This is a genomic window from Streptomyces sp. VNUA24 (assembly GCF_029167005.1).
In the GTDB taxonomy this organism is placed as follows: domain Bacteria; phylum Actinomycetota; class Actinomycetes; order Streptomycetales; family Streptomycetaceae; genus Streptomyces; species Streptomyces scabiei.
Genome location: NZ_CP119143.1, coordinates 1950170 through 1964347, shown reverse-complemented (window position 1 = coordinate 1964347; position 14178 = coordinate 1950170). Strand labels below are relative to the sequence as shown.

Annotated in this window: 15 protein-coding genes and 1 pseudogene; 7 read left to right on the top strand and 9 right to left on the bottom strand. The window is 73.2% G+C overall.

Translation table 11 applies throughout. From position 1 onward, the window contains the following. Positions 1 to 15 precede the first annotated feature (15 nt). Entirely contained in the window at positions 16 to 1362 is a 1347-nt protein-coding gene (locus PYR72_RS08210; RefSeq protein WP_275454660.1) for a GH25 family lysozyme, read from the bottom strand. Between the two features lie 383 nt (positions 1363 to 1745). On the opposite strand from PYR72_RS08210, the gene PYR72_RS08205 reads away from it, so the two are divergent. Together PYR72_RS08205 and PYR72_RS08200 are read left to right on the top strand one after the other, a co-directional pair. Continuing rightward, entirely contained in the window at positions 1746 to 3443 is a 1698-nt protein-coding gene (locus PYR72_RS08205; RefSeq protein WP_275454659.1) for an RICIN domain-containing protein, read from the top strand. Between the two features lie 118 nt (positions 3444 to 3561). Further along, positions 3562 to 4122: a snapalysin family zinc-dependent metalloprotease gene (locus PYR72_RS08200; protein WP_275454658.1), complete on the top strand. Its 561-nt coding sequence runs from the start codon at positions 3562 to 3564 to the stop codon at positions 4120 to 4122. Positions 4123 to 4219: 97 nt separating this feature from the next. Here PYR72_RS08200 and PYR72_RS08195 read toward each other — a convergent pair whose 3' ends face one another. Together PYR72_RS08195 and PYR72_RS08190 are read right to left on the bottom strand one after the other, a co-directional pair. Further along, on the bottom strand, positions 4220 to 5665 hold the full coding sequence (locus PYR72_RS08195; protein WP_275454657.1) for an FG-GAP-like repeat-containing protein: 1446 nt from the start codon (positions 5663 to 5665) through the stop codon (positions 4220 to 4222). Between the two features lie 119 nt (positions 5666 to 5784). Continuing rightward, positions 5785 to 6327, bottom strand: coding sequence for a DUF4396 domain-containing protein (locus PYR72_RS08190; RefSeq protein ID WP_275454656.1), 543 nt, complete (start codon positions 6325 to 6327; stop codon positions 5785 to 5787). Positions 6328 to 6545: 218 nt separating this feature from the next. Between PYR72_RS08190 and PYR72_RS08185 the strand changes: the two genes are divergently transcribed. Next, complete coding sequence (locus PYR72_RS08185; RefSeq protein ID WP_275454655.1) at positions 6546 to 7253, top strand: DUF5134 domain-containing protein; 708 nt, start codon at positions 6546 to 6548, stop codon at positions 7251 to 7253. A 62-nt stretch (positions 7254 to 7315) separates the two neighbouring features. Here the strand turns inward: PYR72_RS08185 and PYR72_RS08180 are convergent, their stop codons facing one another. The 4 genes from PYR72_RS08180 to PYR72_RS08165 form a co-directional block, all read right to left on the bottom strand. Next, on the bottom strand, positions 7316 to 8269 hold the full coding sequence (locus tag PYR72_RS08180; RefSeq protein WP_275454654.1) for a M56 family metallopeptidase: 954 nt from the start codon (positions 8267 to 8269) through the stop codon (positions 7316 to 7318). Next, the gene (locus tag PYR72_RS08175; protein ID WP_012998562.1) at positions 8266 to 8634 is read right to left on the bottom strand and encodes a BlaI/MecI/CopY family transcriptional regulator; all 369 of its coding nucleotides are present in this window, start codon (positions 8632 to 8634) and stop codon (positions 8266 to 8268) included. The genes PYR72_RS08180 and PYR72_RS08175 overlap by 4 nt, the downstream gene beginning before the upstream one ends. Before the next feature lie 154 nt (positions 8635 to 8788). After that, positions 8789 to 9451 carry a DUF305 domain-containing protein gene (locus PYR72_RS08170; protein ID WP_275454653.1) on the bottom strand — a complete coding sequence of 221 codons (663 nt, stop codon included), beginning with the start codon at positions 9449 to 9451 and terminating at the stop codon, positions 8789 to 8791. A 94-nt stretch (positions 9452 to 9545) separates the two neighbouring features. Beyond that, on the bottom strand, positions 9546 to 10043 hold the full coding sequence (locus PYR72_RS08165) for a hypothetical protein (protein ID WP_275454652.1): 498 nt from the start codon (positions 10041 to 10043) through the stop codon (positions 9546 to 9548). Positions 10044 to 10270: 227 nt separating this feature from the next. Between PYR72_RS08165 and PYR72_RS08160 the strand changes: the two genes are divergently transcribed. Continuing rightward, positions 10271 to 11464 (top strand): PP2C family protein-serine/threonine phosphatase, encoded by a 1194-nt coding sequence (locus PYR72_RS08160; RefSeq protein ID WP_275454651.1) that lies wholly within the window; start codon positions 10271 to 10273, stop codon positions 11462 to 11464. Positions 11465 to 11717: 253 nt separating this feature from the next. On the opposite strand, the gene PYR72_RS08155 is transcribed toward PYR72_RS08160, so the two are convergent. Then, the gene (locus PYR72_RS08155; protein ID WP_275454650.1) at positions 11718 to 12155 is read right to left on the bottom strand and encodes an ATP-binding protein; all 438 of its coding nucleotides are present in this window, start codon (positions 12153 to 12155) and stop codon (positions 11718 to 11720) included. A 168-nt stretch (positions 12156 to 12323) separates the two neighbouring features. Here PYR72_RS08155 and PYR72_RS08150 point away from each other — a divergent pair. Together PYR72_RS08150 and PYR72_RS08145 are read left to right on the top strand one after the other, a co-directional pair. Further along, a pseudogene (locus PYR72_RS08150) lies at positions 12324 to 13208 on the top strand (PP2C family protein-serine/threonine phosphatase); the annotation flags it as partial. Then, complete coding sequence (locus PYR72_RS08145) at positions 13205 to 13543, top strand: STAS domain-containing protein (protein WP_275454649.1); 339 nt, start codon at positions 13205 to 13207, stop codon at positions 13541 to 13543. The pseudogene PYR72_RS08150 and the gene PYR72_RS08145, both read left to right, overlap by 4 nt. Positions 13544 to 13618: 75 nt before the next feature. Here the strand turns inward: PYR72_RS08145 and PYR72_RS08140 are convergent, their stop codons facing one another. Beyond that, a complete protein-coding gene (locus PYR72_RS08140) occupies positions 13619 to 13792 on the bottom strand; it encodes a CsbD family protein (protein WP_275454648.1) in 174 nt (57 codons plus the stop codon). Positions 13793 to 13931: 139 nt separating this feature from the next. Between PYR72_RS08140 and PYR72_RS08135 the strand changes: the two genes are divergently transcribed. Then, on the top strand, positions 13932 to 14102 hold the full coding sequence (locus PYR72_RS08135) for a hypothetical protein (protein ID WP_012998553.1): 171 nt from the start codon (positions 13932 to 13934) through the stop codon (positions 14100 to 14102). Positions 14103 to 14178 lie beyond the last annotated feature (76 nt).

The window sequence follows — 14178 nt, the reverse complement described above, 5'->3', positions numbered from 1 at the left end:
CGGCCACGGGCGGGATCACCGGTTGGCCAGTCGGTCCAGGTCGGCCTGCGTGCCGTTGAACACGTCCGCGGTCGCCGGGGCCTTGATGCCGGGGAAGATCGCGGCGTCGGTGTACTGCCACATCGCCCAGGTCGTCGAGCCCTTCGGCAGGGGCGGCTGGGTGATCGACTGGCGGTAGTCCGCGAGTTGCAGCGGATAGCGGGCGAAGGCGGTGGTGGAGCCCATGCAGTCGTCCAGGAAGGACTTCTGTGTGTAGATCATCGGAGTGCGGCCGAAGGCCGCCTCCACCCGGTCGAGCCAGACCTTGGCGTCGCCCACGGTCCCGTAGGTGGGACAGCGGCCGCTGCCGTCGTCCATGCGCTCCAGGTCGAAGATCGGGGGCAGGTCGCCCGCCCGCTGCCCGGTGTAGCCGGTCGCCCGCACGGCGGCGATGAACCGGTCGGCCTGCGCGCCGCCCGTGTCGGCGGCCGAGCCCGTGTAGAAGTGGTACGGCGCGACGGCCAGCCCCGCCGCCCGGGCCCCCTGGAGGTCGGCGGTGAGGTATTCGTCGGTGACGTTCAGGCCCCGGGTGGCCTTGACCGTCGCGAACTCCACCCCCGAGGCTCGTACGGCCTTCCAGTCGATCGGCGCGCCGCCCGGGTGCTGGTACTTGGCCGTGTCCAGGCCGTCGATCGAGTAGCCGGCGGGGCGGGGCGGGGTGCAGTACGTGTCACGGCTGGACCAGTCCACCAGCTTCGCCCAGGTGCTCGGGCCCACGACGCCGTCGGCGCCGAGGTTGGCGCAGTGCTGGAACTCGACGATCCGGGACTCGGTCCCGCCCCCGAAGTCGCCGTCGATCGACAGCGGCGGGTAGTGGAAGGGTTCCATGGCCAGGTTCAGCCGGCACTGCACCTCCTTGACCTCGACGCCCTTCGCGCCCTTCCGCAGCGAGGGGCGCGTGTCGGTGTGCCCGCACACGGCCGTCTGCGCGGTGCCCGAGGTGCCCCGGTCGGCGCAGGTACGCGGTTGCTCGGCCCAACTGTTCAGCGCGGCCCAGGTGTGGGGGCCCAGTACGCCGTCGACGTCGAGCCCGGCACACCGCTGGAAGTCCCTGACGCGCGCCTCCGTCGCCGCCCCGTACGTGCCGTCCGCCGCGATCGGCGTGTACCGGCTCGGCTTCGTCGCGAGGTTCAGCTGGCACTGCGCCTCGGACGTCGGGTCCCCTGTCGATCCCCGCTGCAGCGTGGGCTGTGCGCTGGTGTGCCCGCAGACCGCCACCGCGGTGACTGCGGACGGCGCCGCCTGCACCGCCGTGGGCCCGTACAGGGGCAGGACCGCTGCCACGGCGAGGGTCAGGCCCCGCAGAAGCGTCCTCTGTCCCATCTGGTGTTCCCCCTCTGGTCGGTGGCCGGTGGTCTCCGGCCGCCGGTCATGCTGGCAGGGGCCGTCCCGTGGCAGGACCCCCGGCCGACGGGCTGGGACGCCGGGACGGTCACGCGCCCCTGACCTGCGGCGACGGAGGGCTGCTGGGACGCACGCGGGACACGGGCACCGGACACGGGCACCGGATCCCCCGTGCCGGAGGGGGAGACGGGCCGTCCACGCGGCACCGGTTCCGGCGGCGTTCGGCGTCCGCCGCTGAACCGTGTCACCGTCCGGGACGTACTTCCGGGCGAGCGAGTGGACTCGATCTTCCGGCGCGGGCGTTGAGCACGGAGCCGCGGAGGGCCGTATCGACGGTACGGAACAGGGAGGAGACCCGATTCATGGATGGTGCTCCCGTGGCGGCGGCTCCGAACAGCGGACGAGAGCGTGTGGCGCCCGGCGAGGAGGTGGGTCATGAGCCCGCCGTGCCCGCGGAGTTCTCGGACGTGGGCCACGAGCCCGCCGTGCCCGCGGAGTTCGCGCGGACGGAGTCCCCGGGGGCCGGGGGCGCGGCCGGGGTTCCCTCGGCCGGTGAACTGCTGGCGCTGCACGGCACCTCGGTCCTGCGGTACGCGTCCCTGTGCGTGGAGCGGAACCCGGGCGCGGAGCAGGACCGGGGGACCGCGGAACGACTGGCCGGTCTGGCCTTCCGGACCACCCACGGCGACGTGGCGGCCCATGCCGGAGCGGACTTCCCGTGGCGGCCGCGCCTGCTCTCCGCGGTACTCGACGCCGCCGGGGAGTGGAACGCCGACGACAGGCGCTCCTCCCTCCACCCCGATCTGCGAGGCGACTCGGCCGGCGACGCCCGCCGGACCCGGCCCGGCGGGGACCGGGGGAGCGGTGCCAGGAGTCTGGTCCTGCGCGCCTTCCACAACCTGCCGCACCGCGCCCAGACGCTGCTGTGGCACACCGTCGTCGAGGCCGAGGACGTCGAGGCGGTCGCCGCCCTGGTCGGCGCGGACCCCGCCCTGCTGAACCCCGAACGCGCCCGCACCCAGCTGCGCGACGAGTGCGTACGCGTGCATCTCGACCGCGCTCGCGACGAGCGCTGCCGCCGCCTGCACCGGCTCATCGACGTCCACGCCCGCCGGGGAGCCACGGAGACGATGGCGGAGGTACGCGACCATCTCGACGGCTGCTCCTACTGCCGGGCGGCCGTGGACCAGCTCGACCAGTCCCCGGAGCGGCTCCCCGTGCTGCTCGCGGAGGCGGTCCTGGGATTCCGCGCGGCGGACTACCTCGCGGCCCGGCCCGCCCGTCGGGAGCGGCCGGGACCGTCGGCCGACGCCCCCGGCCGGGCATCGGACGACGCCCGGCCGGAGCCCGCCGCGCGGCCCGCTCAGGCGCAGGCCCGGCCCGTGGAGGGGGACCGTCCCGCGCCGCGGCGTCTGCGGTGGCCGCTGCCGGCCGCCCTGGGGGTGCTGCTGTGCGGGGTGATCGCGGCGTCTCCGATGGCCCTGGGCGGAGCAGGCGGCGACAGCGAGGCGGTGGGCGGTTCGGTGGCCGTGCCGACGGCGAGCCCGTCCGCGACCGCCTCCGCGCCGTCCGAATCCGCTCCGGCCCCGGACACACCCCCGGACACGTCCTCTTCGCCGGGTGGGAACGAGGTCCCGGTGACACGGTTGCGCAACGTGCGGACGGGGCTCTGCCTCGACCTGCGCGCCTCGGCCGCGGTGCCGGGCACTCCCGCGGTGACGGCCCGCTGCGAGGGGTCGGCGAGCCAGCTGTGGCGGTGGGACGGGGAGGGGCGCCTGCGGAACCAGGCGGCTCCCGAACTGTGCCTGAACGCCGAGCCACAGGGCACCGTGGCCCTGCGGCCGTGCGCGGCCGGGCGGGGCGGTGAGGAATCGGCGGACACGCGTTACGACCTGGCGTCCGACGGACTGCTGACGCTCGTCGCCGAGCCCGGCGTGGCCGTGACGCCGGTGCGCCGGGCCGAGGGGGCGGTCATCCTCCTGGAGCCCGTTCCGCAGGACCGGGTCCGCAGGTCCCAGCGCTGGCTCACCGACGAGGGGTTCACCGGCGCCGTTTCATGAGCGCCGAACACCGCCCGCCCCGTGTCCCGCCGATTGACGGATTCACCTCCGTCACGCCGGGCAGGGAGCCAATAATGTCATGAGCACGACTGCCCCTTTCCCCACGAGGAGGTCGATCATGCACGTCCGTACGCTGACCGGTGCCCTGACCGCGGCGCTGGTGGTGTCCCTGTCCCTGACCGGCGGCCAGGCGGTGGCCGCTTCCGCCGCCCCGTCCGATGTCTCGGCGGCCCGTGTCTTCACCTATGACGCCGGCGGTTCGGCGGAGTTCAGAAGCGCGGTCGACCGCGGGGCGGCGATCTGGAACGAGAGCGTCGACTCCGTCGAGCTGCGGCCGGTCGCCACCGGGCAACGCGCGAACATCCGCGTCCTCGCCGACAACGGCTGGCCGCGCGCCCTGCCCACGACCCTGGGCAACGGCACCGTCTACATCGGGCGGCAGGCCGTCGACCAGGGCTACAACACCGTCCGTATCTCCGCCCACGAACTCGGGCACATCCTCGGCCTGCCCGACCGCAAGCCCGGACCGTGTTCGAGCCTGATGTCCGGCTCCACGGCGGGCATCGCGTGCACGAACCCGTATCCGAACGCCGCCGAGAAGTCGGAGGTCGAGGGCAACTTCGGCGGCCTGCTGGTCGGGCGGGCCCCGGCGGCGCGCACCGGGATGATCGTCGACTGACGCGTGCCGCAGTGCGGGTGAACACCGCCCGGCGCCCGTCGGCGCCGGGCGGACCCGGTTCCCGGGCGCCCCGGTGCCCGGCGCGTTCCGTGGCCGTTCAGCGCGCGAAGACGTCCGCGAACTTGCGGCCCGCCACCACCGGGTAGCCGAAGTCCGTCGCGTTGAACGAGGTCGCCGAGGCGGTCGTCAGTCCGGACGCCGAGCCCCGCAGCACCCAGGCCGCTCCGTCGTCGTAGCCGTTCGGCAGGATGTCCTCGCCGTCCGCGCCGATCGCCAGATCCGCCTTGCCGTTGCCGTTGATGTCGCGCAGGCGGAGCGCGGAGCCGAAGTGGTCCCCCGCCTCGGCCGCGCCCGGTACTCCGGCCGTCGCCTGGTGGAAGGACTGGGCCCCGGTCGTGGTCAGTCCGTTCGGGCCGCCCTTGAGGAGCACGACGTCGCCGACGTAGCGCTTGCCGTCCACGGTCTCGTCCGGGGCGCCGATCGCGAGGTCCGCACGGCCGTCGCCCGTCACGTCCCCCAGCGCGAGCGCCGCACCGAACCTGTCGTAGACCTCGTCGGTGCCCGGGACGCCGGGGGTGTCCTGGTGGTAGGTGCGGCCCTTGTGCGGCAGCCCGGACGCCGAGCCGTACCGCACCATGATCGAGCCGCCCTTGACGCCCGCTGTGTCCGCGGTGACCAGGTCGTCGTACCCGTCGCCGTCGATGTCGCCGGTCGCGACGGCCGCCGACCACCATGCGGCGGAGCCGGTCGTCCCGTCGTCGCTGAGGGTGGCGTAGACGGAGCCGACGTCGCCGGGGCCGCCGCTCAGTACCCCCACATAGCCGGGCAGCGGAGAGCCGTCGGTGTCGTACTGGCGGCCGTGCAGGACGTACTCGTAGCCGTCGCCGCCGTCCTTGGAGGAGAAGTGGCCCGCCACGATGCCGTCGAGCTGGACGCCGTCCGGCAGGAAGTCCACCTCGGGGGCGAGCGCGCCGTCCTGCGTGGGCCCGCCGTCGCTGTACCACCAGAACGTGTCGCTGCCGACGACGGCGAGCTGCGGGCTGCCGTCCCCGTCGAGGTCGGCGAAGGCCGCGCTCTCGCCGAAGCCGTCCGCCTCGGCGGTGGGCGCGGTCAGCGCCATGCCGCCCGAGGTGAACGGCTTCGCGCCGCCCCAGACGATCGTCACCGAGCCGCGCGGCTTCCCGGTGACCTCCTCGCCGGGCGCCCCGACGATCAGATCGGCGTAGCCGTCGTGGTTCACATCGCCGCTGGTGACGTTCTCGCCGAACCTGTCCACGCTCTCCGACGCGCCGGGCACGCCCGGGGTGTTCTGGGTGACGTTCACCGACCGGCTCGGGCTGACGCCGGCGGCGGAGCCGAAGAGGACGGTGACCGTGCCGCCGCTCGCCTTGGGCGTACCGATGGCGAGGTCGCGGTAGCCGTCGCCGTTGAAGTCGTCCGCCAGACCGGAGGGCGCCGCCACGACCGCGGGAGCGCCGAGCCCGGTGACGGCGAGGGCGAGGGCGGCGGTGGCCGTGGCCACGGTCAGGGTGCGTCTGCGCAACGTACTGCTCCTGTCTGAGATCCGACGCCCGTACGACCTTCTCGCCGCACAAACGGTTGTACGGGGCGGAGGACGAGGTCGGGGAGGGCACGTCGGTGGTGCGAGGCAGGGGGACGAGGTCAGTGGTAGGCGTGGACCACGGCATGGCCCTTGCCGCGTCCGATCATCCACTTGTTCACGGGCGTGGTGATCAGGAAGGCGACCGCGAACCCGCCCAGGAGCGCCGACCAGAAGAGACCGTCGTCGAGATGGGCGTCCATGGCCCCCGGGGTGAGGGCGATGATCGCGTTGTCGACCAGCTCCATCACGGCGATCGAGACGGTGTCGGCGGCCAGGGCCACCTTCAGCGCGCTCCTCCAGTCCAGCCCGGCCCGGCGCACCGCGAACAGGGTGAACGAATAGCCGAACACGAACGCGAGCGCGATGGCCAGCACCATGGTCGGCACATTGCCCCACAGCAGGGCCGTGCCGACGACCATGCCGAGGATCTCGCCGAGGGCGCACCCCGTCAGACAGTGCAGCGTCGCCTTCGCCGCCATCGCCCAGGAGGCGCCGCCGTGCCCCGGCCCCCCAGGCGCGTCCCGGGCGGCGGAGTGGCCGTGGTGGTGCGTGCCGGCGGTGTGGTCATGCCCGGCGCCGTCATGGTGAGCGCTGTGGTCCATGCCCGTTCATCCCCTTCTCGTCCGTGTGGTTCTGTCCCTCGTTCGCCATCAGGTTATACCCCTGGGGGGTATATGGCGAGGATCGCCCGGCCCTTCCTTCCGGAACGTCGAGCCCGTCCCGGTGAGCGGGTGCGCCCATCGGTACGTACTAAGTAGATACGTAGTGACCGACCAACGGAGCGGTGCACCGGGGTCCGGTGCCGCGAAGGAGTGGTGACATGACGGGAGACCTGCTCGGCTGGACGCTGACGACGCTGGGCGCCGGGGTGGCCGTGGGGAACCTCGTACGCGCGGCACGGGTCGGCGGCCGGGCCCGGTTCGAGGCGGGGGCCGAGGCCGTGATGGGCGCCGGGATGGCCGTGATGGTGGCACCTCCGACGGCGGTCCTCTACGGGACGTACGGCATGTGGTGGGCGGCGGTGTTCGCCGCGCTCGGTCTCACGGGTGCGGCACTGTCCGTACGGCAGGCCGCCGAGAGCGGCGTGCGGCACCTCGGGCACGCCGCCCATGTGGTGATCGGCAGCGCGGCCATGGTGCTGATGACGCTCGCCATGCCCGGGGCCGCCTCGGGCCCCACGCTCGCCCTGGCCGGTTCCTCGGGGCACGGACACGGGCACGGAGCCACGGCCGGGACGACGGGCGCGAGCGCCCACGGCGTGGCCGAGGCCGCGGCCGTGTCCGGCTCCGCGCTCCTGTGGCGCGCCGTCTTCTGGGCGCTGGCCGCCTACTTCGTGGTCGTCGTGGCCCTGGCCGTAAGGGCCCGGACACGGCACCCGGGCGGAGCGCCCGTCCCGCCCGCCGGGAGGGCCCGCCACCGTCGAGCGGCCCGGAGCGCTGGGATGTTCTCCGCATCCAACGCGCGCCTGGCCGGACAGGTGGGCATGGGCGGCTCCATGGCGACGATGCTGCTGATGATGGCCGTGTGACCGTGCCCGCGTGACCGGACCCCGGCGGGCCGGGCTCCCCACCCGAGCCGCGTCCGCACCGCTCAGCCGACGCCGAGCGGGCAGGCGACCAGCAGCGGCAACAGCGGTACGGCGGCGGTCGCGGCCGCCAGGGCGCCCCGGAGAGCGGGGTGCGGGGCGGTGCGCGGGCCGAGCACCCGCCGCATACGGATCAGGACCGTCCGGCCGCCCGCCGCGAACGCGTCGCGCGGGGCCCGGGCCGCCGCCATCGCGTACATGGCCGTCGCCAGGGCGCCGTCGGAGTGGGCTCGCAGGGCCCGGTCGTCGGCGATCATCTCCAGCAGGAGCGCGGTCTGTTCGCGGACCTGGCGGGCCAGGGGAAGCAGGGGGAAGACGGAGTGGAACGCCGCCGCGCCGGCGAGCGCCAGATGGTGACGGCCGGCGATGTGGGCCCGCTCGTGCGCCAGTACGGCCGCGAGCTCCTCCGGCGCCAGTTCCCGTACGGCCGCCTCACTGACCACGATCCTGGGCCGGCGGCCGGGCAGGCAGTAGGCGGCGGGAACGTCGTACGGCAGCACGGTGGCCCCCAGCCGGACCGAACGGCGGCCCACCAGGTCCACCGCCTCCCGGTGCCGGGTCCGCGCCAGCCTGGCCCGGGCGACATGGAAGGCGAAGCCGCCCGCGAGGGCGATCCCCGGTACGGCGGGAAGCACGACGGAGAGGCGCCCCGCGGCGGCGTGGGCGGGGCCGCCCGAGCCCGGGTCGAAACCGCCCATGCCCAGGTCGAAGCCACCCGCGCCCAGGTCGAAGCCGCAGGAATGCAGCAGACCCCACAGCCCCTCGTGCGCGTGCGCCATGGGCATGAACAGGTGGTACGCGGTCAGTGCGGTCCCGAGCGCGAAGGAGAGGGCCAGGGCGTGCCAGACCGCCAGGGCCAGGGCCGGTGCCCGGTGCGGCCAGTCCGACCGCAGAAGGAGGCGCGGGGCGACGAAGCCCACGAGGAGCGTGTAGGTGCCGAGCGCCAGGGCCGCGTTCACGGCTTCGCCTGCCGGCCCACCGCGCGCAGCGCCTTGCGCAGGGCGGCCTGCTCCTCCTCGGTCATGTTCTCGACGAAGTGGACCAGCGCGGCCGGGCGGTCCTTGCTCGCGCCCAGGCCGTCCTCCATCAGCGCGGCGGCGTACGCCTCACGGCTGCGCACCGGTGAGTACAGCCAGGCGCGGCCCTGCTTGCCCCGCAGCAACCACCCCTTGTTGTAGAGGATGTTGGTGACGGTCATCACGGTGGTGTAGGCGACCGGACGGGTCCGGTTGAGATCGTCCACGACCTCGCGCACCGTGGCCGGTCGGTTCCACGTCCACAGGCGGTCCATGATCTCCGCCTCCAGTTCCCCCAGCCGTCGCATGACCCCGACTCCCTTTCGCCGCCCGCGCGCAGTGAATACGCAAGGGCATAGTAGAGCGCGTCCCGGAGAGCGGTGCTCGCGCCGGGTGCCCCCCGGCGCGAGCACGCTGCGAGCACGGCGCGAGCCGACCGGGTCGGCCCGCGCCAGGGGTCCGTCAGAGCCGGTCGAGGATGTCCTTCAGCCGCTCGACCTCGGCGGACTGGCCCTTCACGATGTCACCGGCCATGGCCGTCGCGTCCGTGTATTCGCCGTCCCGCTGCTCGTCCCGGGCCATGGCGATGGCGCCTTCGTGGTGCTCGATCATCATCTCGGCGAACATCGCGTCGAACTCGGCGTTCTTCAGTCCCTTGAGGTGCTCCATGTCCGCGTCGGCCATCATGCCGTTCCCGTCATCGCCACCATGGTCCATGCCGGGCATGGACGCGACGTCGGTCGGCTCGTTCCAGGACTTCAGCCATCCCTTCATCGTCCTGATCTCGGGGTCCTGGGCCTTCTCGATGGTCGCCGCGATCTTCTCGATCTCCGTGTCGGACGCCCGGTCCTCGGCCAGCCGGGCCATCTCCAGAGCCTGCTCGTGGTGAGGGATCATCATCTGCGCGAACGCGACGTCGGCCTTGTTGAAGCCGGTGGACGCGGCCTCGCCGGTCGGGGACGCCGTCGTCGACGCGGAGGCCCCGTCGCTGCCGTGGTCCATGCCGTTCATGTCGTTGCCGCAGGCGGTCAGGAGCAGGGTCCCGGCTGCGACGATGCCGGCGGCGACGGCCCGTCGTACGGCCCGGCGGCGCGGGGTGTGCGGGGTGCGGGGGAGTGCGGTCATGTCGGTTCACCTCGTGGTGTGGGTTCATCGGCTGGTGGAGAGCAGGCGAAGCCGCGGGTCCGCGCATGTCGCGCGCCCGCGAGAGCGGTTCGGCCTACAGCCGTAGAACGGACAGACGGGTGGGATCGGGGCCGCGTGGCGGAGGGCTCGGTCGGGCCGCGGCGGCGACCCGGGCGAGCAGCCGGGCCGACCACGTCCGGCAGCGCGTGTACGCCGACGCGAGCAGCGCGGAGAGCACCCAGCCGCCGAGCAGCACCGCCGTACAGAGCGACAGCATGTCCATCGCCGGGGCGGGGCCGTGCGAGGACGACGGATCCGACGCGTCGGATCCGTCGTCCTGGCCGCCGGTGGCCTCGCCCACGGCCGACCCCATCGGCCCGTGGTGCGCGGCTGACGCGCCGGACGCGCCGGACGTCCCGGACGCGCCGGAGGGACCCGTCGCGGCCATGGCGGACGCGCGGCCCGTGGTGGAGTGCGCCGACTCCGCGGGATGACCCATGCCGTGCATCGCGAAGACCCCCAGCGCGAGCACGGCGACGAGCAACAGCTGCCCGAGGGCACCTCCTGCGCGCACATACCTGCCGGCCGGCATACGGGACTCCTTCAGCGACGGTTCGCCATCTCCGATCCGACGGTACCCAAAGGGAGTTGCCCCTGCAGGAGCAGCGGGCGATTTCTACTGATCTACTAAGCGGTTTAGTGACGAAGCCCACTGTGTCGCGGGTGTTGCACCGGTCACCCTGACCGGCCAAAACGGACGCACCGCGTGATTCCGTGGACTCTCGGGGAAGAAGGTGCGGCAACCGACGGGAGGTTGTCGTGGAGGGTGGAGATCTGGAGCTGGGTGAGTTGCTGGCCGCCGCGGAGGCGGCCCCGCCCGGTGAGTCTGTCGATGTGGTGGCGCACGACCTGCAGAAGCGGTTCGGTGCGGAGCGTGTGTCGTTCCTGTTCGTCGACCTCATCGGTCAACAACTGGTACGGCTCGTCGCGGCCGGGGAGGAGACGGCGGACGGCGTCGGGTCCCTGCCCCTGCGCGGCAGCGTCTACGACCGCGTCCTGCGCGACCAGCGGCAGTTCGTGGAGGACGACGGCCAGGGCGGACTGCGGGTCGTCACACCGGTCAGCAACCGAGGTGACTGCATCGGCGTCCTGGAGGTGACCCTGCAGTACGCCGACGAGGCCGTACTCCGGCAGGTCCGTGACGCGGCGCACGCGCTGGCCTACATCATCGTCACCGACGGCCGTTTCACCGACCTCTACCACCTGGGACGGCGCACCACCGAGACCAGCCTGGCGGCCGAGATCCAGCACCAGTTGCTCCCCTCGGCCTCCTGCTGCGAGGCGCCGCAGTTCACCCTCGCCGCCGGGCTGGTTCCCGCCGACGACATCGGCGGAGACACCTACGACTACACACTCGACCGCGACCTGCTCCATCTGTCCATCACCGACGCCATGGGGCACGACACCGAGTCCGCCCTGCTGGCCACCCTGCTGGTCGGCGCGCTGCGCCGTGCGCGGCGCAGCGGCTGTGACGCCCTCAAGCAGGCCGACCACGCCCACCAGGCCCTGCTGCGGCACAGCAGGGGCCTGGCCACCGGCCAACTGCTCTGCGTCGAACTGGAGACAGGGCGGTGCGAACTGGTCAACGCCGGCCACCCCTGGCCGCTGCGGGTGCGCGACGGCATCGTCGAGGAGGTCGCACTCGCCGTGAACCTGCCCTTCGGCGTGGCGGCACCCACCCCGTACCGCCTCCAGGAGCTGCGCCTGCTCCCCGGCGACCGCCTGATCCTGCTCACCGACGGCATGCAGGACCGTGGTGCCGCGGCCGCCGACCTGTTCTCGGTCGCGCACGACACCCGCGCGCTGCATCCACGGGAAGCCGTACGGCGCATGACCGCCGCCGTGCTCGACGCCTGCCACGGCAACCTCAAGGACGACGCCACGGTGCTGATACTGGACTGGCACGGCGCCCCTGACAGACCGGCCGACACCACGCCGGAACCGCGCAGTTGACCCGTCCGCCGTCCGCCGTCCGCCGTCTGCGGTCTGCGGTCTGCGGTCTGCGGTCTGCGGTCTGTGGCCTGCGGTCTGCCGTACGCTCTTCGCCCTCCGCCGCCCGGAGCCACGCGCCGCACCTGTGACGGCGTGAAGGCCCGGGCTTTTGCGGGAAGTTGGCCGCCCGGCTTCCCGGGCGGGCCCCGGCCACGCCGCCGGCCGCCGCCCACGACGATGGTGGACGGCGGCCGGACGGAGGGCCGGACGGGCCCTAGCGCAGCTGCAGATGGGCGACGATCTGCTTGCCGGACTGCAGGGCGACGGTCTGCAGGTGGTCGCAGAGCCGGGCGACCAGGTACAGCCCGTGGCCGCCGACCCGGCGCGCGTCATGTGCCCTCGGTTCGGGCGGGCGAGGGGAACTGTCCCGTACGGCGATGCGCAGAAGGCCGGCGTCGGGCGTCACCTCCAGTGCCAGGGCGCCCGGACCGGGCGCGTGGCGCAGCGCGTTGGTGACCAGCTCACTGACGACGAGCTGAGCGTCCTGACTCGGCCGGTGGCGGGGATCGTGCCCGGCCCGCGCCAGCAGCGCGCGGACGGCCGTGCGGGCGCCGGCGATCGACGCGTCCGCCGTGTCCCAGGCGGCGCTGTAGCGCAGGGGCGTCGCGGGTCCCTCTTCCTCCGATGCCCGATCTTCAAGCGGGGTGACCATAGAACTCTTCCCGTGGGTCGTTCCTTGTCTTTTCATCACGAGTTGCCGGTATCGCGTCATTCGCCTACCCGCTGGCGTCCCGTTCATGAGGCACTTCTCGTGGGGCTCCCTCCACCGGTCCTTCATGAACCGCCCACGGGGCCTTCCCCTTCCCGGGGCACCCCCGGCCGCAAGGCCGCCGAAGAGGCGCGCGCCCAGGCCGAGGCCGACCGCGCCCGCCTCCAGGTCGCCCTCGCCGTGCTGCAGCAGTCCCTGCTGCCCACCACCCTGCCGTCCCTGCCTGGGATGCAGGCGGCCGCCTCGTACCACACCGCCTCGCCCGACCGGCTGGGCGGCGACTTCTACGACGTCTTCCCCGTCGACGGGGAACGCTTCGCCTTCTTCCTCGGCGACGTGTGCGGCAAGGGCCCCCAGGCCGCCGCGCTCACCTCGCTCACCCGCTACACCCTGCGCGCGGCGGCCCTGCACGACCCCGATCCCGTCTCCGCCCTGTCGACCCTCAATCGGGTGCTCCACGAGCGGTACGCCCAGGGCGGCGACCCCCGCTACTGCACGGCCGTCTTCGGCGTGCTCGAACCGGACCCCGCGGCGGGCAAGGTCACCGTCCGGCTCGCCTCGGGCGGCCACCCCCCGGCCCTCGTCCTGCGCGCGGACGGCACGGCCGACTTCCTGTCCACCCCGGGCGGGCTCCTCGTCGGTGTGGTGCCCTCCGCGCCCTTCGTCGGCGCCACCACCGTCCTCGCCCCCGGCGACACACTGCTGCTCTACACCGACGGCATCACCGAGGCCCGCACCGGTGCGGACCGCACGGCCCTGTTCGGGGACGAAGGGCTCCTGGCGTTCGCCGCCGACCGGGCCGGTCTGCCCCCGGCGGACATCGTCCAGGCCCTGACGGACCTCCTGCACGGGCTCGGCGACGGCCTCGACGACGACACCGCCCTGCTCGCCCTCGGCGTTCCCGCCCTCGACCCACTGACGACTGCCTCACTGACGACCGACCCAGAGACGACCGACCCACAGACGACCGACCCACAGACGACCGACCCACGATGAGCCCGCTGAAGATCACCACACGCAACGCAGCCACCGGTCCCGTCCTGGAGATCGGCGGCGAACTCGACCACACCAGCGCACCCGAGCTGCGCGCGCTGCTGACCACGCTCACCCTCCAGTCGGGACGGCGGCTCGTCCTGGACCTGTCCGCCATGGAGTTCTGCGACTCCAGCGGCATCACCGCGCTGCTCGCGGCCCGGAGCGACGCCCTCGCCGCCGGGGCGGACATCGCCCTCGCGGCGGTCCCTCCGCACACCCTGCGCGTGCTGCGCATCGTCGGTCTCGACCAGATCTTTCCGATCCATCCCGGAGTCGACTCGGCCACCCGGCCCTGACTCCGGCCGCGTTCGCACACGCGCGAGGGCCACCCCGCGGGACTCGCGGGGTGGCCCTCGACCAGGTGCGAGGCGTCAGTGCTTGAACGCGTCCTTGGTCTTCTCCTTGGCCTCGCGCGCGTCACCCTTGCTCTGCCGCGCCTGTCCCTCGGCGGCCATCCGGTCGTTGCCGAGGGCGCGTCCCAGGGCTTCCTTCGCCTTGCCCTCGGCCTGCTCGGTCTTCGCCTTGGCCTTTTCGCCGGCACTCATGGAACATGCCTCCTCGTCGCGTCCTGTGCCGCTGTCGCGGTAGTGCTGCAGGTGCCCCGGCCGTGCCTTCACAAACAAGGAAATTGTGAGGAGTGGAGGAGCATCGGCAGGGCAGACGGAGCGCAGGAGGTTGATGACTATGGTTCCCCTGCTTCTGGTTCTGCTTCTCGCGGTGATCCTTTTCGGTGCGGGCTTCGCCCTGAAGATCCTGTGGTGGGTGGCCCTCGCCGTACTGGTGCTGTGGCTGCTGGGCTTCGTGATGCGCTCCACCAACGCGGGCGGTGGCCGCGGCCGCTGGTATCGATGGTGACCTGAGAAGCACCGCATCCACGCGTGGGGCCCGGCCGTGTTCGACGGCCGGGCCCCACGCGTGCCACCACCACCCC